Source organism: Modicisalibacter radicis (assembly GCF_900961225.1).
GTDB lineage: Bacteria > Pseudomonadota > Gammaproteobacteria > Pseudomonadales > Halomonadaceae > Modicisalibacter.
This window is the reverse complement of record NZ_CAAHFN010000060.1, coordinates 16,940-40,576: the sequence shown is the minus strand read 5'-3', so window position 1 is coordinate 40,576 and position 23,637 is coordinate 16,940. Positions and strand designations below refer to the sequence as shown.

Below are 23,637 nucleotides of genomic sequence, written 5' to 3'. Positions count from 1 at the left end.
TGCCTCCCCCACTTTCGTTGCCGGTTGCCGGTCACCGGTCGTCGACCTGGGCGCGCGCCCGTGCGAGCACGCTTTCGAGATCGTCGCCCAGCGGCGCGCGGATACGCACCGGCCGGCCGCTATTGGGCTCGGGGAACTCCAGCGAGGCGGCGTGAAGAAACAGCCTCTCGAGCCCCAGACGGGTCGCCAACTGATGGCTCTGGCGACTGCCGTACTTGTCGTCGCCGAGCAGCGGGTAACCGGCGTGCGCGGCGTGCACGCGAATCTGGTGGGTGCGCCCGGTCACCGGCTCGGCCTCGACCAGCGTCACGCCCGGCAGGGCCTCACGCACCGCGAAACGCGTGCGCGCCACCTTGCCGTCGGGGTCGACCCGCACCCGCCGCTCGCCGTTGCCGGCGTCGAAACGGTCGAGTCGGGCACTGACGAAATCGCGCCTGACCGGCCAGCGCCCCTGGACCAGCGCCAGATAACGCTTGTCCATCTTGTGCTGCTTGAGCGCCGCATTGAGCGTGAGCAACGCCGGACGCGACTTGGCCAACAGCAGGCAGCCGGAGGTGTCGCGATCGAGACGATGCACCAGTTCGAGAAACTCAAGATCGTCGCGCACCTGGCGCAGCGCCTCGATCAAGCCGATCTTGACCCCGCTGCCGCCGTGAACGGGCAGCCCCGAGGGCTTGTTGATCACCAGCCAGTCCGGCCCCTCGACGAGCACGCTGCCGGCCAGCAGGTTGCGCAGGTTGTCGCTGACCTCGCGCACGGCCTCCTCGGGCGCCATGCGCAACGGCGGAATACGCACCAGGTCGCCCTCCGCCAGGCGGTAGTCGGCCTTGATGCGCTTCTTGTTGACCCGCACCTCGCCCTTGCGAACGATACGGTAGACCAGGGTGCGCGGGACCCCCTTGAGGCGCGTATGCAGGAAATTGTCGATGCGCTGCCCCGCGTGGGCCGCGGTTATCTCGACCCATTGAATGTCACGCCCTTCGGCCATTCGGCCCCCTCATGTCATCGCCCATCGTGGCCGGCCGGCAGTCATGCGGCCCGCCGCAAAAGCCGCCATTCTAACCCAACGACGCCGGCTCGGGGTCAATTGCTGCCCTGTCGCTTTACTGTTATATTCCAGAATCGCTCGAACAGGCTGACAGGCCTGTTTTCAGCGCCTGCACGACCCACACGCAGGCCGGAGCGGCAAACACGGCGACCAAGGCCACGCCTTCCGCCAAAGCAGTGAAAGCGAAAAGACGACGCCACGCCCGAGCCCGGGTCGATCCCACCAAGATAGGGACGGCCGCGCGCCACGGGGATTACCAACACCGTGCCGGAGGCCGGCGTCGGCGAATCGAACAATGCCAGGTGTCTGGCGGTTGTCCGCAGGGCCGGAAGGGAAGCATCAACGACCCACCGAGACATGTCCTGTCGCCGCCGCGTACTCAACATGATCTTGCAGCGACGATTCATCATCGCTGACGACGCATACTCGACATGCGCTGAGCACAGCACGAGCAAGAAGCGGTTCGCCGTCGCCGACGCACAAGGAATCGCTGGCTAGATAGACGTGTGGCAGGCCGTGCGCCGCGTACCACGCCGAGGCAGGGAGCCAACCCCCTCCCGGCGCGCGTCGCGGCCGAACCGCACCGACATTGCAGCAGCGTTGTCCCCAGGCCCGCCTACCGGTGCGAGCCAACTAGCGAGACAACATGAAACGGATGCTCATCAATGCGACCCAGCCCGAAGAGCTGCGCGTCGCGCTTGTCGATGGACAACGCCTGTACGACCTGGATATCGAATCCGGCGCCAGAGAACAGAAGAAAGCCAACATCTATCGCGGCAAGATCACCCGCGTCGAGCCCTCCCTCGAAGCCGCCTTCGTCGATTTCGGCGCCGAGCGTCACGGTTTCCTGCCGCTCAAGGAAATTTCCCGCGAGTATTTCAGCAAGGATCCATCCGGTCGCCCCAATATCAAGGAGGTGATCAAGGAGGGTCAGGAAGTCATCGTCCAGGTCGACAAGGAGGAGCGCGGCAACAAGGGCGCCGCCCTGACCACCTTCATCAGCCTGGCCGGGCGATTCCTGGTGCTGATGCCCAACAACCCGCGTGCCGGCGGCATCTCGCGGCGCATCGAGGGGGAGGAGCGCGCCCAGCTCAAGGACGCCATGGCGGACCTCACGCTCCCCGACAAGATGGGCGTGATCGTTCGCACCGCGGGCATCGGCCGCAGTGCCGAAGAGCTGCAATGGGACCTCGATTATCTCGTGCAGGTCTGGGAAGCGATCACCGAGGAAGCCGTCAAGCGCAGCGCGCCCTTTCTGATCTACCGGGAATCCAACGTCATCATCCGCGCCATGCGCGACTACCTGCGCCAGGATATCGGCGAGGTGCTGATCGACAGCCCCGAGATCCATCAGGAGGCACTGGGTTTCATCCGCCAGGTGATGCCCTCCTACCAGCAGAAGATCAAGCTCTACGCCGATGACGTGCCCCTGTTCTCGCGCTTCCAGATCGAGAGCCAGATCGAGACCGCCTATCAGCGCGAGGTCAAGCTGCCATCGGGCGGCTCGGTGGTCATCGACCATACCGAGGCGCTGGTGTCCATCGACATCAATTCGGCACGCGCCACCCGTGGCAGCGATATCGAAGAAACCGCGCTGCAGACCAATTCCGAGGCCGCCGACGAGATCGCCCGCCAATTGCGCCTGCGCGACATCGGCGGCCTGGTGGTCATCGACTTCATCGACATGGGGCCTGCGCGCAACCAGCGCGAAGTCGAAAACCGCATGCGCGACGCCCTCAAGCTCGACCGTGCGCGGGTGCAGATCGGCCGCATTTCGCGCTTCGGCCTGATGGAGATGTCGCGTCAGCGCCTGCGCCCCTCGCTGGGCGAGACCAGCGGCGTGGTCTGCCCGCGCTGCGACGGTCAGGGCACCATCCGCGACGTGCGCTCGATGTCGCTGTCGATCATGCGCCTGATCGAAGAGGAGGCGATGAAGGAGCGCAGCGCGCAGATTCGCGCCATCCTGCCGGTACCGGTCGCCACCTACCTGCTCAACGAAAAGCGCAGCACCCTCGCCGACATCGAGAAGCGTCAGGAGGTCAAGGTGGTGCTGCTGCCCAGCCCCGACATGGACACGCCGCACTACGATGTCCAGCGTCTGCGCGACGACCATCTCGAGGACGGCGACGAGGCCAAGTCGAGTTTCGAGCTCTCCACCGAGACCGAGGTCGGCAAGGAGCCCGACCTGTCGCTCGCTCAGCCCGTCCAGCGTACCGAGGCGGCCGTCAAGTCCGTGGCCCATACCGCCCCGGCGCCCTCCTCGCTGCAGCAGCCGCAGGAAAATGCCGACCCAGCGACGCCGGCACCGACGCCGACGCCGACCAGGACACCCGTCGAGGCGGCTCCCACCGGACTCGTGTCACGCTTTTTCAAGGGCCTCGGCAAGCTGATCGGCACGCCCGAGGAAGACACCGCCACCGTTCGCGGCCAGGCCCGGCCCGAGCCCCGCAGCGATGCCCGCGGCGAAAAGAGCGCCGCTCAACAGCGCGGCGCGGCGGATAGCGACGACAGCGATTCGAGCAACCAGCGTCGCGGCAACGGCAATCGCCGGCGCCGCTCGGAAGGCGGCGATAATCGCAACGACACACGCGGCGACAAGAGCGGCGCGCGCGCGGCGGCGACGGACAACGGCAACGAGCGCAGCGCTAGTGACGCCAGAAGCGGCAACCGCAAGCCGGCGGCACGCCAGGAACGCACCAGCGGCGACGACGCCGGCTCCCGGCGCGGTGACAAGCCCGACGGCAGGCGCAGGAACGAGACCAAGGGCGACAACCGTACCCGCGGCGACAAGCCGAGTGATGCCAAGAGCCGCGACAATGCCAAGGCCGGCGAGGACAGCGGCAAGCGCGGCAGCGCCACCAAGCCGGGGCAGAACGACAAGCCGAACGATGCCGGCAAATCCGCCGATGGCGACCAGCGCGGCAGTGACGCCGCCCGCCGCGAGGATGCGGCAGAGAAAGCCGCGGCTGATGACAAGCCCAAGCGCACCCGCAACAACCCGCGCCAGCGCAGCCGCAAGCACGCCCTGAATCCGGCCGCGGTCGCCGAACAGGAACGCCTGCAGGCCGAGGCTCAAGCGCAGGCAGCCTCGCCCGGCAGCGCCGATGACCAGGGCGCCGCGCCGGCAGCTCAGGCCGGCGACGCGACCCCGACGCCACAGGCAACGGCTGCAAGCAGCGAGGGTGCCGAGGGAGCCAGCAACCCCGAGGTGACCGAGCAACCGGCAGCGGCCGGCGATCCGCAAGCCTCCCGGTCTGCACAAGGCGAGCAAGCCAGCGCCGAGCGAGCGACGTCCGAGGGCGCCGAGGCGTCCACCCCTCCGGTGCGGGAAGATGACGCCAAGGAGGACGAGGCCAAGGGTGGCGAACCCAAGCGTGCGAAATCCGGACGCGCCCGGCGCTCGACAAAGCCCGGGACAACCGGGTCGAACCATCAAGGCGACGGCGAACCGGCTACCGACGGCTCACCCGCCACCCTCGACACGACGCCGCTCCCCGCCGATACAGGGGAAACGGCCGGGCAAGCCGGAGAGGACCCGCAGAGCGAGCCGTCCGAGGCAGCAATCCGGACCGACACGGCGCAAGCCCAGGCGGATTCCGACGAGTCCCCCGTGCGCCCTGCCTCCTCGGTCGAGGCGACGCGCGACGACCCGCGACAGGCCGTGACCGATGCGGAGAGCACGTCGGAGGGCGACGTCTCGGCCGATGACGCCTTGCACGCGCCGGCGACGCAAGCCGACGGACAGCCGGCCACCGCCGAGTCCGGCACCGACGAGGACGAAGCCCGCCGCGGCGTCGCCCCGGCGACTGACGTTGCGTCCGCACCGGCCGGCGGCGAAGAGGCCGCGCCGTCCCCTGCCGGTCGGGATGAAGCGATGGATTCCGACGCCACGCAGTCGACGGCTGACGACGGGGACACTCGCCAGGCCCCCGCGCAAACGATGCCGACCGAGACCAGCGCCGCCGATCAGGGCCCGAGCGACGAGGCCGAAGCCGAAGCCGAAGCCGAAGCCGGAGAGCATGCCGCGCGCCGCCGTCAGCGTCGTCGCGCGCACAACGATCCGCGGGTGAAGCGTCGCAAGGAGAGCGGCCAGACCGAAGACAGCCACTGACCCGCGGATGGCGTCGTCAGGCGCCGAAGCCGCAAAAAAGCCCGCGACCTGAATGGTCGCGGGCTTTTTCGTGGCGCCTCCGGCAGCCAGGGGCGATATCAAGCCATCACGTCAGGACCCGACGATCGACGAAGGTAGTCAGCGCCCGGATCAGATAGTCGATATCGTGACTGCCGGCGGTTTCGCGGATCGAATGCATGGCCCATTGCGACACCCCCACGTCGAGGGTCGGCACCCCCAGTTCGGTCGCGGTGAGCGGTCCGATCGTGCTGCCGCAGGCCATATCGGCGCGCGACACGAAGGTCTGCACCGGCACGCCCGCCTCGCGACACAGCTCGCGGAACAAGGCCGCCGTTTCGCTGGTCGTGGCATAGCGCTGGTTGGCATTGACCTTGATGACCGGCCCACCGTTGATCCTCGGTCCGTGTCCCGCATCGTGCTTGTCGGGGAAGTTGGGGTGCAACGCATGGGCGTTATCGCAGGAAATCAACCGCGAGGCCTGGATCAGTCGCGCGAAGCCCTCCTCGCCGGCCTCGCCACAGTGCGCATTGACCCGGCGCAACACGTCGCCGAGGAACGGTCCCTGGGCGCCGCTGGCGCTGGCGCTGCCGACTTCTTCGTGGTCGTTGGCCACCAGCAGCGCCCCCTGGGAGCCATCAGCGTTGATCAGCGCCTCGACGCCGCAGAAGCATGACAGCAGGTTGTCGAGCCGCGCGCTGGCGATCAGCTCGCCGTTGATGCCCACGCAGCTGGCGCCCTGCATGTCGTAGAGACACAGTTCGAATGCCAGCACCTCGACATCCTCGAGATCATGCTGTTCATAGAGCCAGCGATTGAGCAGACTCTCGAAGCCGGTTTCGGTCCCCCCCTGCCACAACACCGGTGCCATCTGGGTCTGGGCATTGAGCGCGCGACCATTGTTGGCTTCCCGGTCGAGATGGATCGCCAGATTGGGGATCGTCGCAATGGCGCGGTCGATATTGATCAGCACCCCCTGGGTACGTCCATCGGCGCGCCGTACATGCACGCGCCCGGCCAGCCCCAGATCGCGGTCGAACCAGGGGGCCAGCAGGGCGCCGCCGTAGACCTCGACCCCGAGCTGCAGCCAATCGCGGCTGGACTGGGCGGCATTGGGCTTGAGCCGCAATCCGGGACTGTCGGTGTGGGCACCGATCATGCGCAGCGCTTCCAGCTTGCCGGCCGGCAGCTGCAGGGCGATCAGCGAGGAATCGTTACGCGTTACGTAAACGCGATCGCCCGGGGACAATGTCCACGCCTGGGTCTCGTCCAGACGTCGATAGCCAGCCCGCTCGAGACGCCGCGCCATGTTGGCCGTGGCGTGCCAGGGGGTCGGCGAGCGCTGGAGAAAGGTCAGAAGGCGTTCCATGGTCGGATCTTGGGGCATGCTCGTACTCATCTTGGGTCTGTGTATGGCGATACAGGCTGCTACAATGCCGAATCGGCTCGTGCCCGCCTCGCTCGCGCCGGTCATCTAGGGAATCGAGTGTACATGAAACCGGGAGTGCTTCATTGATGAGCCTGATTGCAGCCATTCAGCGCGGATGGGTCCTGTGCTTACTGTTCGCGTTGGGTGTACCGGCATTCGCCGGCCCGACCCCGAGCCCCACGGATGCCCAGCGACAGGCCGCGATGGAAGTCGCCGAATCGCTGACCTATGGTCACTATGCCGATGTCGAACTCGACGATGCCTGGTCGCAACGTGCCTTCGACCGTCTGCTGGACGTGCTCGACCCGCAACGCGCCTATCTGCTCGAGCGTGATATCGCGGCCTTCGATGATCTGCGCGACGCCCTCGACGAGGCGGTCAGCGACGGTCGACTCGAACGGGTCTACGCCCTTTACGAACGCTACCAGTCGCGGCTGGAATCGCGCCTCGAATGGCTGCTGGCACAACTCGAGAATGGCCTGGATTTCGATTACACCGGCAACGAACGCCTGGTGATCGACCGCCAGGACGAACCCTGGGCCGGCAGCGAGGAAGCCCTCGACCAACTGTGGCACAAGCGCCTGAAGAACGCCGCCCTGTCGCTCTCGCTCAGCGACCAGTCGAACCAGGAGGTCAAGGACACGCTCGTAGAGCGCTACGAGGGGCAACTCTCGCGGCTGCGCCAGACCAATCCCGAGGACGTTCTCGAACTGTTCATGGCCGCCGTCACCGGCACCATCGATCCCCATACCGAATACTTCTCTCCACGCCAGGGCGAATCCTTCGACATCCAGATGCGCCTGTCGCTGGAAGGCATCGGTGCGCTGCTCCAATCCGAAGGCGAATATGTCAAGGTCTCCAGCCTGGTGCCCGGGGGGCCCGCCGACAAGAGCGGCGTCCTGCAGCCGGCCGACCGCATCGTCGGCGTCGGCCAGGGAGAAAGCGGCGAGATGGTCAACGTCGTCGGCATGCGCCTGGACGATGTGGTCGAGCTGATTCGCGGGCCCAAGGGCACCACCGTGCGGCTCGACGTCATTCCCGCCAAGGCGGTGGACGTGACCCGCTCGCACGTGGTCAAGATCGTGCGCGACACCGTCAAGCTGGAGGACCAGGCGGCCAGCAGCGAAGTCATCGACATCGAACGCGAGGACGGCAAGCATCGTATCGGCGTGATCAAGGTGCCCACCTTCTATGTCGATTTCGATGCCTGGCAGGCCGGCGAAGAGGACTATCGCAGCTCGACCCGCGATGTCGCCAAGGAGATCGACAAGCTCAAGGCCGCCGATGTCGAAGGGATCCTGCTCGACCTGCGCAACAATGGCGGCGGTGCACTCCAGGAAGCCAATTCCCTGGTCGGCCTGTTCATCGATCGCGGCCCGACCGTGCAGGTCCGCGACGCCCAGGGTCGCATCAGCCTGTACGGCGATACCGACAGCGGGGTCGCCTATGGCGGGCCCCTCGGCGTCCTGGTCAACCGCCTGTCCGCCTCGGCCTCGGAGATCCTCGCCGGGGCGATCCAGGACTATGACCGCGGCCTGATCATCGGCAGCCAGACCTTCGGCAAGGGCACCGTTCAGACCTTGAGCGATCTCAGCCACGGCCAGATAAAACTGACCCGCGCGAAGTTCTACCGCATTTCCGGCGAGAGCACCCAACTGCGTGGCGTCGCCCCGGACATCGCGTTCCCCAGCCTGGTCGATCCCGACATGATCGGTGAGAGCAGCCTCGACAACGCCCTGCCCTGGGATACCGTGCGTGCCGTCCAGTACCGCGAGTACGGCAATCCCGGCCGCTACCTGGATACGCTCGAGGCGCGTCACCAGGCGCGTATCGACCAGGACCCCAACTTTACCTACCTCGAGGAACAGGCCGCGCTGATCAAGACCCTGCGCGACCAGCAGACCACCGTCAGCCTCAACCGCGAGCAGCGACAGCGCGAGATGGACGCCCAGGAGAGCGAGCAACTGGCACTCGAGAATCGGCGGCGCCGGGCGCTGGGTCTCGAGCCGCTGGATCATTGGGTGGAAACCCGGGACAGCGCCATGCAACGCGGTGGCGAGGATGACGAGGGAAATGACGAGACGGCCCAGCCCGTCGACCGGGCCCAGGTGATCGAAGGCTCCGAGATCGTCCTTGACTACGCCCAGCTCAGCGGGGCCAGCTAGGGACACCAGGCCGCCCCGCGAACCGCTCGCGGGGGCGGCACGGGCAGCCGCGCTGCCCGGCGACAGATGAGTCAAAAGGGAGGAGCGCATGCCGATCCGTCACGCTGCCCGAACGCTGGTCTGCGCCGGTATTGCCCTGCCCTTCACGCTCGGACTCGTCCAGGCCGACGCGACGGACTGCCCGAGCGGCCCCCCTGCGCAGCGCCAGGCGGCGCTCGCCCAGTTGACGGCGCGTATCGCGCAATGGGATGACGCCTACTATCGGGACGGCGAGCGGCTGGTCGAAGACGGCGTCTACGATGCCGCCAAGCGTCGCCAGCTCGCCTGGCAAGCCTGCCTGCAACGGATCGGCGACAAGCGCGATAACAGGATCGCGGATCGCCCCGGAACACCCGAGGCGGCACATCTCGTCGCCCACCCCATCGTCCAGACCGGCCTGAACAAGGCCGACTCACGCCAGGTCGTGGCGAATTGGCTGGCGCGGCGTGCGGAGCGTTCCGTATGGATCCAGCCCAAGGTCGACGGCGTCGCCGTCACCCTGGTGTATCGGGACGGCACGCTCCGCGCGGCAATCAGTCGTGGCGATGGCGTGCGGGGGCAGGATTGGCTACCCCAGGCCAGACGCATCGCGGCCATCCCCGAACGGTTGAGTGACGCGCCAGGTCGCGTGGTCCTGCAGGGTGAACTCTATGCCAGGCGGCCCGGCCACGTACAGGCACGCGACGGCACCGACGGCGCGCGCTCGGCGGTCATCGGGTTGATGGCCCGGGAGCGGCTGGACGAGCCCGCGGCGGCCTCGATCGGCCTGTTCGTCTGGGACTGGCCGGACGGACCGGCCGAACTGCCCGCCCGCAACGAACAGCTCGCCGCCTGGGGATTCAGCGAGGCCAGGGACTATTCACTCCCGGTCGCTACGCTCGACGAGGTCGTCGCCCAGCGCCAGGCGTGGTTCGATGCTCCCCTGCCCTTCGCCAGTGACGGTATCGTGCTGCGTCAGAGCCGGCGACCTCCCGCAACGACCTGGCGGCCCGAGCCGCCAAGCTGGGCGCTGGCCTGGAAATACCCGGCCCAGCGCACGCTCGCGCTGGTCGAGGCAATCGATTTCTCGGTAGGTCGCACCGGGCGCATCACCCCGGTCGCCGAACTCGCCCCGGTCACTCTCGGCGACCGCACGGTAAGTCGCGTCAGCCTGGGTTCACTCGGCCACTGGCGGGAACTCGACGTGCGCCCCGGCGACCAGCTCAGTGTGGCACTCGCGGGACTGACCATACCTCGGGTCGACGGCGTCGTGCTCAGGCGCCGGCCGCGCCCGGCGATCGACGCCCCCGCGGCCGACGATTACGGCCCGTGGAGTTGCCTGACGCCGAGCCCCGGCTGCCGAGAGCAGTTCGTCGCCCGACTGGACTGGTTGTCGGGCGATCAGGGTCTTGACATGACCGGCATCGGCGAAGGCACCTGGCGGCAGCTGGTGGAGAGCGACCTGGTCGAGGGTCTGCTCGACTGGCAAACCCTCGATCGAGCGGCACTCGAGGCGCTGCCAGGTGTCGGCGAAACGCGTGCGGCACAGTGGCAGGCGACGTTCGACGCTGCGCGTCGACGACCGGCCATCGCCTGGCTTCACGCGCTGGGGCTGCCGCCGGTCGATGACGACGTGCTAAGGCAGGCCAGCCCCGAGCTGAGCCTTGCCGAACTGAGGCAACGCACCGTCGCTCAATGGCAACGCGCCGACGGTATCGGCCCGGTACGCAGTGAAGCGCTCTGGCGGTTTCTGCACGATCCTCGGACAGCGCCCCTGCTCGAGCGCCTGGTGGCGGAGAACCACCTCCCGCCCTGAGCCTGCCCCGACATCGCACCCGAACGACGAAGATGCCGCCCGCCCGGGCACTGATTTCAGGTATTGGCGAGCGGATCGCCGCCGGAAAGGCTCAGCATGCGCAGAAACTCGCGGCGCGTTGCCGGATCCTTGCGGAAGCTGCCCAGCATGCGGCTGGTCACCAGGCTCGCCCCGGGCTTGTGGATGCCGCGCGTGGTCATGCATTGATGGGAAGCTTCGATGACCACGCCGACACCCAGCGGCTGCAGCACGTCGTGAAGCGTATCGGCGATCTGGACGGTCATCTTTTCCTGGATTTGCAGGCGCTTGGCATACACTTCCACCAGTCGCGCCAGCTTTGAAATCCCCACCACGCGTCGATCGGGAATGTAGCCGATATGCGCCTTGCCGATGATCGGCGCGACATGATGCTCGCAATGACTCTCGAAACGGATGTCGTTCATCACGATCATCTCGTCGTAGCCCTCGACCTCGGAGAAGGTGCGTTCGAGGATCGCGGTCGGATCGGCGTTATAGCCGGCGAAGAACTCTTCATAGGCACGCACGACCCGCGCCGGGGTATCCAGCAACCCCTCTCTATCGGGATCGTCACCGGCCCACTGAATCAAGGTGCGGACGGCTTGTTCCGCCGCTTCGCGACTGGGAGGATTCGCTGACATTCCAATCCCTCATTGGATCAAACAGGTTCGAGTACCGGCCCCGCCAGGCGTGCCGCAAAGGACGGCGGCGCCAACGTCGGCAAGCGGACCGACCGTAGCACAAGCGTGCCAAAGCATATCATGGTCAGTGCATCTGCCGCGCGGACCGAGCGCTTGACACGCCACCCCGCTACACAGTCAGCTAGGCGGGCAACGCAAAGGGACCACCATGCAATCAGCCGAACATCAATGTCTAATTTCCGTGGGATCCAATATCGAACCACGGCAGAACATCACCCAGGCGCGTGCCATTCTGGCCCGGGAATGCCGCCTGATCGCCAGCTCGACCATCATCGAGACGACGCCGGTCGGCTTCCAGGAGCAGGCCAATTTCCTCAATGGCGCCTTTCTGGTCGCCACGACCCTCGACCAGACGGCCTTCCGCGACTACCTCAAACGCCTCGAGGATCGCCTGGGCCGCGTCCGTGGACCGATAAAATCGGGGCCCCGGACGCTCGATCTGGACATCGTGGCGTGGGACGGCCGGGTGATAGACACCAGCGGCCTGGAGAACGACTACGTTCGAATTCCCGTCGACGAGGTGCTGGCCATGGCCGACCTGACCCTGGAGGGCGACGAAGCGACGACCCCGGCGACTCGGCGATAATTGAAGGCCGCTGAACGAAAGAACCGCCCAGCGATGGCCGGTTCACGGGCCACCCGGACACGACGAATCAGGAAGCGGAAGACGACGGGAAACAGGGGGAATTTCGGCTACAGTCGAACAAGCGCCGGAACAGGCGCGCCGGCCCGATTGGCTCCCCGAGCAGGACTCGAACCTGCGACCCAATGATTAACAGTCATTTGCTCTACCAACTGAGCTATCGGGGAACGACATAGGCTGACTTCGGCGGGAGGTTGGCTCCCCGAGCAGGACTCGAACCTGCGACCCAATGATTAACAGTCATTTGCTCTACCAACTGAGCTATCGGGGAATCGCCGAATTGTGGTGCACGAGTCGTTTGGCTCCCCGAGCAGGACTCGAACCTGCGACCCAATGATTAACAGTCATTTGCTCTACCAACTGAGCTATCGGGGAACTTCTCGAACACGCGGCGTAGTATACGGATCGAGGATCGCGCGTCAAGGGCTTGGCACTCGCCCCCGCCGGGCGGCCGACATGAAAAACGCCCATCGGCAGAACCGATGGGCGTTTTACGGTCCGCAGAACCCGTCTGCGCTAACTGGTGGCTACGCCCTGATTCGAACAGGGGACCCCATCATTATGAGTGATGTGCTCTAACCAGCTGAGCTACGTAGCCATGCCGGCCCGGGATTCATCGCGACAGCTCGCGACAACCGCCAGCGGGGGCGAATTATGCACGCGGGCCGCCGCCGTGACAAGTCCCGGGCAGGATGCCTCATTCGCCGATGTTCAGCGCCTGCTTGACCGCCGGCAGGCCCGCTTCGCCGTCGACGGTGGTGACCCCGTCAAGCCAGGCGTCGAGTACCTGGGGGTTGTCCTGCAGCCAGCTACGCGCCGCGGCCGAGGGCTGCTCGCCGTCATCCATGATCGCGCCCATGATCTGGTTTTCCATCTCCAGCGTGAAGGTCAGATTCTCGAGCAACCGACCCACGTTGGCGCACTCTTCAACATAGCCGCTGCGGGTATTGGTGTAGACCGTCGCCCCACCCAGGTCCGGGCCGAAGTAATCGTCGGCGCCCTTCAGGTAGGCCATGTCGAAATTGGTGTTCATGGGATGCGGCTCCCAGCCCAGGAAGACCATCCACTCGTCGTTGACGGTCTTGGCCTTGAGCTCGGCGAGCATTCCCGCCTCGGAGGAGTCCACCAGTTGCCAGTCGCCGAGACCGAAGGCGTCATCGTCGATCATCTGCTGGATGATCATGTTGCCGTCGTTGCCCGCTTCGATGCCGTAGAGACGCTGGCCGAACTTGTCGGCGTGATCGTCGAGATCGGCCACCGACGTCACCCCGGCATCGCGTACGTACTGCGGCACCGCCAGCGTGTACTTGGCCCCCTCGAGGTTGGCCGCCACCCGATCGACCTCGCCCTTGTCGATATAGGGGTCGCTGATCGATGCCATCGAGGGCATCCAGTTACCCAGGAAGATGTCGAAATCGCCGTTCTTCATGCCCGAGTAGGCGATCGGCACCGAGACCGTGTCGCTGGACACGTCATAGCCGAGCCCGTCCAGCACCTCGGTGCTCAAGGCCGTGGTCGCGGTGATGTCGGTCCAGCCCACCTCGGCGAAATGGACGCTCTGGCAGCTTTCGGGAACGGCCGCCAGGGTCAGGGGAGAGGCAACGACCAACAGGCCACCTGCGAGCATTTTGATTGATGTCTTATCGTGCATTGACTATCTCCTGCGTTTAGAGCCGGCCACCAGAAGGGTGACGGGCAGTCCAATAACGCTCATTTATGCGATACTCGACTTCACATTCCACTATACAATATATTTTTATTGATTGAACGTTCAATAAAAGCACTGCACACTAGCGCCCATCAAGGCCTGGAGCGAAGGGTTGCTCTCTCGACGACCGTCACTCAGCCTGGGGGAGCCAGCAGAGGAGAAATGCCCGGTGCCCAAAGTCGGAATGGAACCGATTCGTCGCCAGCAACTGATCAAGGCCACCATGGAAGCGATCGACGAGGCCGGCCTGGCCGACGCCACCGTGGCACGCATCGCCAGGCGTGCGGGGGTCTCGGCCGGCATCATCAGCCATTACTTCGGCGGCAAGGACGGCCTGCTCGAGTCGACCATGCGCCAGATACTCAAGGACCTGGGCGTGGCGGTGGCCAGCCGCCGCGCCACTGTCGCCGAGAACACGCCACAAGCGCATATCCGCGCCATCATCGACGGCAACTTCGACCGCAGTCAGGTCAATCCTTCGGTGATGAAGACCTGGCTGGCGTTCTGGGCATCGAGCATGCATCAGCACGACCTGCAGCGCCTGCAGCGGGTCAATGACCGACGGCTGTATTCGAACCTGTGCAGCCAGTTTCGCCGTTGCCTGGACAAGCAGGACGCACGCCGCGCCGCACGCGGGCTGGCCGCGATGATCGACGGCCTCTGGCTGCGCGGGGCGCTGGCGCCGGAGGGCCTCGATGTCGACCGCGCGCGTCGCCTGGCCTATGACTATCTGGACGAGCAGTTGGCCGAGCGGGAGTGTCTCGCCTGACCGGCGACTCGCTCGACCCTGGTCAAACGCACTCACGGAGAACATTCAATGGCAACTTTACAGACCCAACAGCTCTACATCGGTGGACGTCGGGTGGACGCCACGTCCGGCGAGACCTTCGACACCATCAACCCCGCCAACGGCGAAGTACTGGCAAGCATTCAGCAGGCTTCGCAGGCGGACGTCGACGATGCCGTCGCCTCGGCCCGCGAAGGCCAGAAGACCTGGGCGGCGATGACCGGCCTCGAGCGCAGCCGCATCCTGCATCGTGCCGTCGCTTTGCTGCGCGAACGCAACGACGAGATCGCCCACCTGGAGACGCTGGACACCGGCAAGCCGATCAGCGAAACCATCAGCGTCGACATCGTCACCGGCGCCGATACGCTGGAATATTACGCCGGTCTCGCCCCGGCCATCGAGGGCCGGCAGATTCCGCTGCGCGAGGACTCCTTCGTCTACACTCGCCGCGAACCGCTCGGGGTGATCGGCGCCATCGGCGCCTGGAACTACCCGATCCAGATCGCCTGCTGGAAAAGCGCCCCGGCACTGGCCGCCGGCAACGCGGTGGTCTTCAAGCCCAGCGAAGTCACCCCGCTGACCACCATGATGCTGGCCGAGATTCTCACCGAAGCCGGCCTGCCGGATGGCGTCTTCAACATCGTCCACGGCGATGGCCGGGTCGGCGAAATGCTCACCAACCATGCCGGCATCGACAAGATCACCTTCACCGGCGAAGCCGGCACCGGCAAGAAGGTCATGGCCGCCGCCGCCGGCTCGACGCTCAAGGACGTGACCATGGAGCTCGGCGGCAAGTCGCCGCTGATCGTCTTCGACGACGCCGATCTCGATCGCGCCGCCGACGCCGCGATGATGGCCAACTTCTACTCCAGCGGTCAGGTCTGCACCAACGGCACCCGGGTCTTCGTCCACCGCTCGGTCAAGAGCGCCTTCGAAGCCAAGATCCTCGAGCGCGTCAAGCGCATCAAGGCCGGCGATCCGCTGGACGAGACCAGCAACTTCGGCCCGCTGGTCAGCTTCGACCATCTCGAGAAGGTGATCGGCTATCTCGAAGCCGGCAAGCGGGAAGGCGCCCGCCTGCTGATCGGCGGCGAGCGCTGGGTGCACGACGATTACGCCAAGGGCGCCTGGGCCGCACCGACGGTGTTCACCGATTGCCGCGACGACATGCAGATCGTCCGTGAAGAGATCTTCGGCCCGGTGATGTCGATCCTGGTATTCGACGACGAGGACGAGGTGGTGCGTCGCGCCAACGACACCCACTACGGGCTGGCGGCGGGACTGTTCACCGAGCGCCTGAATCGCGCCCACCGTGTCATCCACCGCCTCGAGGCCGGCATCTGCTGGATCAATACCTGGGGCGACTCCCCCGCCGAAATGCCGGTCGGCGGCTACAAGGAATCGGGCATCGGCCGCGAGAACGGCCTCTCCTCGCTCGACCAGTACACCCAGATCAAGTCCATCCAGATTGAAATGGGGCCCTTCCCGGCCGTCTTCTGAAGCCCGCATCCAAGGGCCGGACCGCCAGACCTGGTCCGGCCGAAATAACGCGTTACGCTGGAAACGACAAGAGGAGGGCCGCTCATGACGCAGGCTCGCGAATACGACTACATCATCATCGGTGCCGGTTCGGCCGGCAATGTGCTGGCCACCCGGCTCACCGAGGACGCCGACGTTCAGGTGCTGCTGCTCGAAGCCGGCGGCCCGGACTATCGTTTCGACTTTCGTACCCAGATGCCGGCGGCGCTCGCCTATCCGCTCCAGGGAAAGCGTTACAACTGGGCCTTCGAGACCGACCCCGAGCCCTACATGAACGACCGCCGCATGGAGTGCGGGCGCGGCAAGGGCCTGGGCGGCTCGTCGCTGATCAACGGCATGTGCTATCTGCGCGGCAACGCACTGGACTACGACAGCTGGGCCAGGACACCCGGGCTCGAGGACTGGAACTATCTCGCGTGCCTGCCCTATTTCAAGCGCGCCGAGACTCGCGACATCGGCCCCGACGACTATCACGGCGGCGACGGCCCGGTCTCGGTGGCCACGCCCAAGCCGGGCAACAACGAACTCTACGGCGCCTTCATCCAGGCCGGTATCGAGGCTGGCTATCCAGCCACCGAGGACGTCAACGGCTACCAGCAGGAAGGCTTCGGGCCGATGGACCGCACCACCACGCCCAACGGCCGTCGCGCCTCCACCGCACGCGGCTACCTGGACATCGCCAAGCAGCGACCCAACCTGACCATCGAGACCCACGCGCTCACCGATCGCATCCTGTTCGAGGGCAGGCGCGCGGTGGGCGTGGCTTATGCCCGCCAGGGCCGGCCCCAGGAAGCGCGCGCACGCCGCGAGGTGCTGCTGTGCGGCGGCGCCATCGCCTCGCCGCAGATCCTGCTGCGCTCCGGGGTGGGCAATCCCGAGCACCTCGAGGAGTTCGACATCCCGCTGGTCCACGAGCTGCCGGGCGTCGGCGAGAATCTCCAGGACCATCTGGAGATGTACATCCAGTACGAGTGCACGAAGCCGATTTCGCTCTACCCGGCGCTCAAGTGGTACAACCAGCCCAAGATCGGTGCCGAATGGCTGTTCAACGGCACCGGCATCGGCGCCAGCAACCAGTTCGAGGCCGCCGGCTTCATCCGCACCAACGACGCCGAGGAGTGGCCCAACCTGCAGTACCACTTCCTGCCGATCGCCATCAGCTACAACGGCAAGAGCGCGGTCCAGGCCCATGGCTTCCAGGCCCACGTCGGCTCGATGCGCTCGATGAGCCGCGGGCAGATTCGCCTGACCTCGCGGGACCCCGAGGCCCCACCCAGCATCCTGTTCAACTACATGTGTCACGACAAGGACTGGCAGGAGTTCCGCGATGCCATCCGCATCACCCGCGAGATCATCAATCAGCCGGCAATGGACGCGTACCGCGGCCGCGAGATCTCGCCCGGGCCCGACGTGCAGAGCGACGCCGAACTCGACGAATTCGTCCGCCAGCACGCCGAGACCGCCTATCATCCCGCCGGCTCCTGCAAGATGGGCCATGACGACATGGCGGTGGTCGACGGTGCCGGCCGGGTTCACGGCCTCGAGGGGCTGCGCGTGATCGACGCCTCGATCATGCCGCTGATCACCACCGGCAACCTCAACGCGCCGACGATCATGATCGCCGAGAAGATGGCCGACAAGGTCCGCGGCAAGGAGCCATTGGCCAAGGCCGACGTGCCCTACTTCGTCGCCGGCAACACGCCGGCCCGCGGCGCTCCCGAACGCCACGCCTGACGGCAGCCACGCTTTCCCCTTGTGCCCCGCCCCGCGGGGCTTTTTGTGCGCATCTCTCCGGGTCGGCATGGCCGTCGGGGGCAGGGCTAGTCAGCAGGCGACAAATCCACTAACCTTGGCTTATTCAAACAACTGTTCGAACACGGTTCCGCCAGCTCTACGCTGCACGCCCCGGAGATTCTCCATGATCGAAACCCTGCTCATCGTCCTGGCCGTCGTCGGCCTGATAATCGTCATGCAACGCGAAGCCGGCGCACTGGCCGCGGTCGCCGTCCCCGGCGTACTGGGCCTGGTCGGACTGCTGGCCGGCGCGGCGGTCACCGGCGTCGTCCTGCTGCTCGCCGCCGCCGCGATCGCCGCCTGCGGGCTGCCGGCATTGCGCCGGGCCTGGCTGACGCCACGCCTCTTCGCGGCCTTCAAGAAAGCCGCGCCCAAGGTTTCCGACACCGAGCGTTCGGCGCTCGAGGCCGGCACCGTCTCCTGGGACGGCGAACTGTTCTCGGGGCGCCCGCAGTGGCAGCGCCTGCTCGACTATCGCAACGATGGCCTTAGCGACGAGGAACGCGACTTCCTCGAGCACAAGTGTTCGGTGGCGGCGGGGATGTGCAACAGCTGGGAGATCGCCCGCGAGCGTGCCGACCTGCCCGAGGCGCTGTGGAACTACCTGCGCCAGGAAGGCTTCTTCGGCATGATCATCCCCAAGCAGTACGGCGGCCTGGGCTTCTCGGCCAAGGCGCAATCCGCGGTGCTGCAGAAGCTGGTGGTCAACGAGACGCTGATGATCTCGGTCGGCGTGCCCAACTCCTTGGGGCCGGGCGAACTGCTGCTCAAGTACGGCACCGAGGAGCAGAAGAACCATTACCTGCCGCGGCTGGCCGACGGCCGCGACATCCCCTGCTTCGGCCTGACCGGGCCGCGGGCCGGCTCGGACGCCACCTCGCTGCCCGACGTAGGCGTGGTGTGTCGCGGCATGCACAACGGCGAGGAGGTCCTCGGCCTCAAGCTGACCTTCGAGAAGCGCTGGATCACCCTCGCCCCGATCGCCACCGTGGTCGGTCTGGCGTTTCGCATGTTCGACCCCGACAAGCTGCTCGGCGACGAGAGCGACCTGGGCATCACCTGCGCCTTGATCCCCCGCGACACGCCGGGAATGGAGATCGGCCGCCGTCACCATCCGATCGGCAGCCCGTTCATGAACGGCCCGATCGTCGGCAAGGACGTGTTCATTCCGCTGGACTACATCATCGGCGGCCCCGAGATGGCCGGCCACGGCTGGCGCATGCTGGTCGAGTGCCTGTCGGTGGGACGCTGCATCACGCTGCCCTCGGGCGCGGCCGGCGTGGGGCGTTATGCCGCCGGCTGGTCGGGCGGCTTCACCCGCATCCGCCGCCAGTTCAATGTACCGGTCGCCGAGATGGAGGGCGTCCAGGAACCGCTGGCACGCCTCACCGCGCATGCCTACATAGCCCAGGCCGCAGTGATGCAGACCGCCAACCTGATCGATCACGGCGTCAAGCCCTCGGTGCCCTCGGCGATCCTCAAGAGCCAGCTCACCGAATTCCAGCGCAGCATCCTCGGCGACGCCATGGACGTACACGGCGGCAAGGCGGTGACCCTCGGGCCACGCAACTATCTGGGGCTGGGCTGGAGCGCGGTACCGGTGTCGATCACCGTCGAGGGCGCCAACATCATGACCCGCAACCTGATGATCTTCGGCCAGGGGGCGATCCGCTGCCATCCCTACGTGCTCGAGGAACTCGCGGCCAAGGACAACGACGACCGGCAGGCCTTCGATCGCGCATTCTTCCGCCACGCCGGGCTGATCTTCGGCAACGCCGCCCGTGCCCTCACCCAGGGCCTGGGCCTGTCGCGGCCGAGCGTCCCCTTCGACGAGGTCGCCACCCCCTATGCGCGGGACATCGCGCGCCTGTCGGCCGGTTTCGGGCTGTGCGCCGATGCTGCCATGGCCAGCCTGGGGTCGAGCCTCAAGAAGCGCGAGATGCTCTCGGCACGCCTCGGCGACGTGCTCTCGAACCTGTACCTGGCCTCGATGCTGATCAAGCAGTGGCACGAGGACGACAACGTCGAGCACGAGGCGGCGCTGTTCCACTACAGTTGCCGCACCCTGCTCTACCGTGCCGAGCAGGCCTTCGTCGAACTCTTCGACAACCTGCCCAATCGCGCTCTGGCGAAGGCACTGGCGGTTATCGTACTGCCGCTGGGGCGCAAGTGGCACAAGCCCGACGACGCCCTGACCCGGGAGATCGCCCGGGCGATCTCCACCGCCACGCCGCTGCGCGACAAGCTGATCGCCAACACCTGGAGCACCCAGCAGGAAGAGGAGCAGGACAACCCGCTGGCTCGCTACAACGCCCTGCTCGCCGACTATCCGCGCGCCGAGCCGCTGTACCGGGCGATCAACAAAGCCTACGCCAAGGGCGAACTGCCGGCCGAGGCGCTGCACCCCGAGCAACGCCTCGAAGCAGCGCTGGAGGCCGGCCTGATCGATGACGACGACGCCAACTTCATGCGCGCCTATGAGCGGGAAGTGCTGGAGATGCTCACTGTCGACGACTTCGCCTTCGATGCCTTCGCCACCGAGAAGGACAAGGTGGTCTGGCACGCGGCCGGCTGACCGCGCTCACCTTTGCATCGACCCAACCCAACGCCCCGGCCATTTGGCCGGGGCGTTGTATTTTGCAGTGCAGGGTAAAGGACTAGCGCACCACCTCGATACGCACCGGCGCGGTACCGCTCTCGAGCATGCCCAACCGCTCGGCAGCCCGCCGCGACAGATCGATGATGCGCCCCTCGGTGAACGGGCCGCGATCGTTGACGCGTACCGTCACCCGGCGCTGGTTGGCGAGATTGGTGACCCGTACGCGGGTATCGAACGCCAGGCTAGGGTGCGCCGCCGTCAACGCCGCGGCATCGTAGCGTTCGCCGCTGGCGGTACGCCGGCCCTGGTAGACATCGGCGTAATAGGCTGCCACGCCCCGCTGGGTCTGGCCGATCGCTTCCCCCGACGATGGCCCCTGGGTGGCGCACCCGGCCAGCAGGCAGGTCAACGAAAGCCCCGCAAGGACCCGCCAGGGCCATCGATGAGCAACGGCGGGCGGGCGCGAGGGCGCCCCGCTCCTCGCGACCCCCGTCACGGCAGCAGCACGGTCGAGCCGGTCGTCTTGCGCGAGGCCAGCGCCTGCTGGGCCTCGCCGGCCTTTTCCAGCGGGAAGCGCTGGGCGATGTCGACCTTCACCTGGCCGTTTTCCAGAACCCCGAAAAGATCCCGGCACATCGCCTCGAAGCGTTCACGGGTATCGGCGTAGCCGTTGAGGCTCGGTCGTGTGGCGAACAGCGATCCCTTCTGGTTGAGGATGCCGATGTTGACGCCTTCGACGGCCCCCGAGGAATTGCCGAAACTGACCATCAGGCCGCGTTTCTGCAGGCAGTCGAGCGAGGTTTCCCAGGTGTCCTTGCCCACCGAATCGTAGACCACCGGCACCATCGCCCCGTCGGTCAGCTCGCGCACCCGCTCGACGACGTTCTCGCGGGTGTAGTCGATGGTCGCCCAGGCGCCATTGCTGACCGCCAGCTCGGCCTTTTCCGCCGAACCGACGGTGCCGATCAGCTTGACGCCCAGCGCCCGCGCCCACTGGCAGGCGATCGACCCGACCCCGCCGGCGGCGGCATGGAACAGGATCGTCTCGCCGGGCTCGACGCGGTGGACCTGGCGCAACAGGTACTGGGTCGTCAACCCCTTGAGCATCGATGCCGCGGCGGTCTCGAAGTCGATGCCGTCGGGCAGCACCACGACCTTCTCGGCCGGCAGCACGTGCAGCTCGGCGTAGGCGCCCAGCGGTCCCTGGGCGTAGGCGACGCGATCGCCGGGTTGCAAGTGAGTGACGCCTTCGCCGACCGCGTCGACGACACCCGCGCCCTCGGTGCCCAGCCCGGAAGGCAGGCTCGGCGCCGGGTAGAGGCCGGTGCGGAAATAGATGTCGATGAAGTTGAGACCCACCGCGTGATTCTTGACCCGCACCTCGCCGGCCCGGGGTTCGCCGGGATCGCCATCGACGTATTCCAGGACCTCGGGATCCCCGGTGCGGGAAAACTGAATTCGCTTGGCCATGACGTAACGCTTCCTTTATTGATCGGTCGGGATCGCCTCACCTTACAAGCGCACGGTGGGCAAGGCCAGAAGCCGTCGCGGCCGCTACAGCGTCGCGGGGAAGTTTTCCAGGCCGGTCACGAAGCGCTGCTTGTAGCCGTCGAACACCTCGCGATCCTGCTTGAAGGACTGGATGATGGCGCCCTGATCGAACCCCAGGCTCTGCGGCAGATCGTCGGGACCCGTGGCAGGATGCCTGGGCCCCAGACCGACACGCAGCCCACGCGGCTCGTCGAACCAGCGTTCGATCCCGCAACGCGTGAACATCGCCTGCTGATCGGCGTCGCCGGCATTGACCCGTAGCGGGGCCTTTTGCGCCAGCTCGCTGACCAGCGCCTCGGCGGGCTGGATGATGCTCTCGCTGGGCAAGCCGCGCAACATCGCCAGTTCCATGCTGCGACCTTCGGCGTCGAGCACCAGCAGCGCCAGCGCCACCGGCCGGCCGTCGCGATCGGCCAGCGCCAGCACCTGGGCCGCTTCCTGACGCATCAGGATCCCCAGGGTGCCGGCGAAGCTCGCCAGCGGCGCGATGCCCGCCTCGCGGCCGAACACCTCGACGCACAACCGCGCCAGGCAGGCCTCGCGCAGGGCCTTGTCCTTCACATTGACTACTCTCATCGCTTCTCCGCTCGTCGGACCCTCACTGGCGTCGCAGCCTAGCATATCGTCGCCTTTCCTTTCGCCGCTTTCCTCCCGATGGGCATTGGTCACGCAACGGCAAGAAATGCGCTTCACAATGCACGTATCGCCTCTCTTCGGCACGTCTCAAGCGCATCTTGCCGGCGCCCGTCGTCATGAAGAGGTGATACGCTGTTGCTGTCTGCCGCTTACGACCCGATCTCACGCGACGCAGACAGCGGCCGAACGACGCCATATGGGAGGGCGCCCGACATGACTGCCAGTCTACCCGACACGCCTGTTTCGCACCTCGATGCCAGTCGCGGCGCGGTTCATGCCGCCCCACCGGCGCTGATCGCCCATCGCGGACTGTCGGCCCACGCCCCCGAGAACACCCTGGCCGCGGTGCAGGCGGCCCATGATGCCGGCTGCCGCTGGGTCGAACTCGACGTCCAGCTGCTCGGCGATGGCACCCCGGTGATCTGGCACGACAGCGGATTGAAGCGCTGCACCGGGGTCGGCGGTCGCCTGAATCGGCTCGACCTGGCTGCGGCCCGGCGGCTCGACGCCGGTCGCTGGTTCTCGCCGGCGTTTGTCGGCGAGGGCATGGCGACCCTCGAGGAGATGCTGGCGCTGATCGGGCGTCTGGGGCTGGGCCTCAACCTGGAGCTCAAGGTCGGCCACGGTCGCGATGCCGAGGCACTGGTCGCCGCCGCCCTTCCGCCCACGCTGGCTCGCCTGCCCGCCGAGCGGCTGATCGTCTCGTCGTTCGATAGTCGCGCGCTGCGTGCGGCGCGGCACGTTCAGCCGGATGCGCGATGTCTGCGCCTGGGGCTGCTCTACGACAGGGTACCGCGCAACTGGGCAAGACAGGCCCAAGCGCTCGACGCCTATAGTCTGCATGTCGACTGGCGGCGCCTGAAACCGACGGTCGCACGTGCCATCGCCGCCAGCCCCTATTGGCTGCTGTGCTACACCATCAACGATCGCGAGGTCTATCGCCGGTTGCGCGACTGGGGCGTACATGGCGCGATCAGCGACGACCCGCTCCAGCTTGACCTGGGTCAAGCCGAACGGGTTGGCAGCGATTAAATAATCAAGCCAACCATCACCTTG

General features: G+C 66.4%; 16 protein-coding genes and 4 tRNA genes. 9 read left to right on the top strand and 11 right to left on the bottom strand.

Going from position 1 to position 23,637, the window contains the following annotated elements:
* Positions 1-31: 31 nt before the first annotated feature.
* The gene (locus tag HR9077_RS09590) at positions 32-988 is read right to left on the bottom strand and encodes an RluA family pseudouridine synthase (protein WP_136066785.1); all 957 of its coding nucleotides are present in this window, start codon (positions 986-988) and stop codon (positions 32-34) included.
* A 706-nt stretch (positions 989-1,694) separates the two neighbouring features.
* Here HR9077_RS09590 and rne point away from each other — a divergent pair.
* On the top strand, positions 1,695-5,159 hold the full coding sequence (gene rne, locus HR9077_RS09585) for a ribonuclease E (RefSeq protein ID WP_136066784.1): 3,465 nt from the start codon (positions 1,695-1,697) through the stop codon (positions 5,157-5,159).
* Positions 5,160-5,265: 106 nt separating this feature from the next.
* Here rne and HR9077_RS09580 read toward each other — a convergent pair whose 3' ends face one another.
* Complete coding sequence (locus HR9077_RS09580; protein WP_136066783.1) at positions 5,266-6,564, bottom strand: M18 family aminopeptidase; 1,299 nt, start codon at positions 6,562-6,564, stop codon at positions 5,266-5,268.
* A 128-nt stretch (positions 6,565-6,692) separates the two neighbouring features.
* Here HR9077_RS09580 and HR9077_RS09575 point away from each other — a divergent pair, with 128 nt between their 5' ends.
* Positions 6,693-8,771 (top strand): carboxy terminal-processing peptidase, encoded by a 2,079-nt coding sequence (locus HR9077_RS09575; protein ID WP_136066782.1) that lies wholly within the window; start codon positions 6,693-6,695, stop codon positions 8,769-8,771.
* Between the two features lie 88 nt (positions 8,772-8,859).
* A complete protein-coding gene (gene ligB / locus HR9077_RS09570; RefSeq protein WP_136066781.1) occupies positions 8,860-10,605 on the top strand; it encodes an NAD-dependent DNA ligase LigB in 1,746 nt (581 codons plus the stop codon).
* Between the two features lie 56 nt (positions 10,606-10,661).
* On the opposite strand, the gene folE is transcribed toward ligB, so the two are convergent.
* On the bottom strand, positions 10,662-11,264 hold the full coding sequence (gene folE, locus HR9077_RS09565; RefSeq protein WP_136066780.1) for a GTP cyclohydrolase I FolE: 603 nt from the start codon (positions 11,262-11,264) through the stop codon (positions 10,662-10,664).
* Positions 11,265-11,472: 208 nt separating this feature from the next.
* On the opposite strand from folE, the gene folK reads away from it, so the two are divergent.
* A complete protein-coding gene (folK, locus tag HR9077_RS09560) occupies positions 11,473-11,910 on the top strand; it encodes a 2-amino-4-hydroxy-6-hydroxymethyldihydropteridine diphosphokinase (protein ID WP_136066779.1) in 438 nt (145 codons plus the stop codon).
* Between the two features lie 148 nt (positions 11,911-12,058).
* Here folK and HR9077_RS09555 read toward each other — a convergent pair.
* From HR9077_RS09555 to HR9077_RS09535, 5 genes are all read right to left on the bottom strand, one after another.
* Positions 12,059-12,134 (bottom strand) — tRNA-Asn (locus tag HR9077_RS09555).
* A 28-nt stretch (positions 12,135-12,162) separates the two neighbouring features.
* A tRNA-Asn gene (locus HR9077_RS09550) sits at positions 12,163-12,238 on the bottom strand.
* A 28-nt stretch (positions 12,239-12,266) separates the two neighbouring features.
* Positions 12,267-12,342: transfer RNA gene (locus HR9077_RS09545), tRNA-Asn, on the bottom strand.
* A gap of 146 nt (positions 12,343-12,488) precedes the next feature.
* Positions 12,489-12,565: transfer RNA gene (locus tag HR9077_RS09540), tRNA-Met, on the bottom strand.
* 99 nt (positions 12,566-12,664) lie between these two features.
* Complete coding sequence (locus HR9077_RS09535; RefSeq protein WP_136066778.1) at positions 12,665-13,618, bottom strand: choline ABC transporter substrate-binding protein; 954 nt, start codon at positions 13,616-13,618, stop codon at positions 12,665-12,667.
* Between the two features lie 226 nt (positions 13,619-13,844).
* Between HR9077_RS09535 and betI the strand changes: the two genes are divergently transcribed.
* The 4 genes from betI (at position 13,845) to HR9077_RS09515 (ending at position 20,370) form a co-directional block, all read left to right on the top strand.
* The gene (betI, locus tag HR9077_RS09530; protein WP_210725902.1) at positions 13,845-14,444 is read left to right on the top strand and encodes a transcriptional regulator BetI; all 600 of its coding nucleotides are present in this window, start codon (positions 13,845-13,847) and stop codon (positions 14,442-14,444) included.
* 48 nt (positions 14,445-14,492) lie between these two features.
* Entirely contained in the window at positions 14,493-15,962 is a 1,470-nt protein-coding gene (betB, locus tag HR9077_RS09525) for a betaine-aldehyde dehydrogenase (protein ID WP_136066777.1), read from the top strand.
* An 84-nt stretch (positions 15,963-16,046) separates the two neighbouring features.
* Entirely contained in the window at positions 16,047-17,735 is a 1,689-nt protein-coding gene (gene betA, locus HR9077_RS09520) for a choline dehydrogenase (protein ID WP_136066776.1), read from the top strand.
* Positions 17,736-17,919: 184 nt separating this feature from the next.
* Positions 17,920-20,370, top strand: coding sequence for an acyl-CoA dehydrogenase (locus HR9077_RS09515; RefSeq protein WP_136066775.1), 2,451 nt, complete (start codon positions 17,920-17,922; stop codon positions 20,368-20,370).
* Positions 20,371-20,452: 82 nt separating this feature from the next.
* Here HR9077_RS09515 and HR9077_RS09510 read toward each other — a convergent pair whose 3' ends face one another.
* The 3 genes from HR9077_RS09510 to HR9077_RS09500 all read right to left on the bottom strand — a co-directional run bounded on the left by HR9077_RS09510 (position 20,453) and on the right by HR9077_RS09500 (position 22,521).
* Entirely contained in the window at positions 20,453-20,803 is a 351-nt protein-coding gene (locus HR9077_RS09510) for a septal ring lytic transglycosylase RlpA family protein (protein ID WP_136066774.1), read from the bottom strand.
* A gap of 83 nt (positions 20,804-20,886) precedes the next feature.
* The gene (locus HR9077_RS09505; protein ID WP_136066773.1) at positions 20,887-21,864 is read right to left on the bottom strand and encodes an NADPH:quinone reductase; all 978 of its coding nucleotides are present in this window, start codon (positions 21,862-21,864) and stop codon (positions 20,887-20,889) included.
* 84 nt (positions 21,865-21,948) lie between these two features.
* On the bottom strand, positions 21,949-22,521 hold the full coding sequence (locus HR9077_RS09500) for a hypothetical protein (RefSeq protein WP_136066772.1): 573 nt from the start codon (positions 22,519-22,521) through the stop codon (positions 21,949-21,951).
* Positions 22,522-22,794: 273 nt separating this feature from the next.
* Between HR9077_RS09500 and HR9077_RS09495 the strand changes: the two genes are divergently transcribed.
* Positions 22,795-23,613, top strand: a complete 819-nt coding sequence (locus tag HR9077_RS09495) for a glycerophosphodiester phosphodiesterase family protein (RefSeq protein WP_136066771.1) — start codon at positions 22,795-22,797, stop codon at positions 23,611-23,613.
* Positions 23,614-23,637 lie beyond the last annotated feature (24 nt).